The sequence below is a fragment of the Catenulispora pinistramenti genome, from assembly GCF_018274385.1.
Lineage (GTDB): Bacteria > Actinomycetota > Actinomycetes > Streptomycetales > Catenulisporaceae > Catenulispora > Catenulispora pinistramenti.
In genome coordinates this window covers 1-1104 of sequence record NZ_JAAFYZ010000491.1, presented here as the reverse complement: position 1 = coordinate 1104, position 1104 = coordinate 1, and the positions used below count along the sequence as shown (strand labels likewise).

General features: G+C 70.2%; 1 protein-coding gene. It reads right to left on the bottom strand.

The annotated features are described in order from the left end of the window. A partial coding sequence (locus KGQ19_RS48680) for a zinc-binding dehydrogenase (RefSeq protein WP_212022458.1) occupies positions 1 to 922 on the bottom strand: 922 nt, incomplete at its 3' end. Positions 923 to 1104: the final 182 nt, after the last annotated feature.

The window sequence follows — 1104 nt, the reverse complement described above, 5'->3', positions numbered from 1 at the left end:
GTATGTCGGGCAGCAGGGTGTTGTTGTAGGCCCGGGCGGGGGCGGGGCCGCCGGTGAGGGTGGTGTTGGGGCCGAACAGGGTGGCGAAGCCGACGGGTGCTTGTTCGTATTGGGGGACGCCGACGCGGCTGATGGTGCCGCCGGCGCGGACGACGCCGAGGGCTTGTTCGTAGGCGGGCATGTGGCCGACGGCTTCCAGGACGACGTGGGTGCCGTCGCCGCCGGTGAGGTCGCGGACCTTGGCGATGCCTTCGGGGCCGCGTTCGGCGACGACGTCGGTGGCGCCGAATTCGCGGCCGAGGTCGGTGCGGTCGGTGTGGCGGCCCATGAGGATGATCTGTTCGGCGCCGAGGCGTTTGGCGGACAGCACGGCCATCAGGCCGACGGCGCCGTCGCCGATGACGGTGACGGTGGTGCGGGGGCTGACGCGGCCTTTGACGGCGGCGTGGTGGCCGGTGCCGTAGACGTCGGACAGGGTGAGCAGCGAGGGCAGTAGTGGGGAGTTCTCGTCGATGCCGGGGACGGGGACGAGGGTGCCGTCGGCCAGGGGGACGCGGACGGCTTCGGCTTGGCCGCCGCCGACGTCGCCGGCGTTCCAGAAGCCGCCGTGGCGGCAGGAGGTCTGCAGGCCTTCGCGGCAGAAGTCGCAGGTGCCGTCGGACCAAGCGAAGGGGGCGATGACCAGGTCGCCGGGTTTGACGGTGGTGACTTCGGGGCCGGTGTCTTCGACGATGCCGAGGAATTCGTGGCCCATGGAGGTGCCTTCGGGGGTGACGGGCTTGTTGTGGTAGGGGTGCAGGTCGGAGCCGCAGATGCAGGAGCGGACGACGCGGACGACGGCGTCGGTGGGGTGTTTGACGGCCGGGTCGGGGACGTCGATGACGCGGACGTCGCCGGCGCCGTACATGAAGGTGGCTCGCATGGTGATGGTGCCTTCCAGAGGGGATGATCGTTGGTAGTGGATGATCGCTGTCGGCCGTGGTCAGTCAACGCGGTTCGGTGGCCGGTGGGGAGTGCCTGGTTTTACAGGTAATGGCAGGGCACCCCTTGCACCCTTTGTTGCGGCGCCTTCGTGTGCCTGCCGCCCCTGCCGCCCCTGCCGCC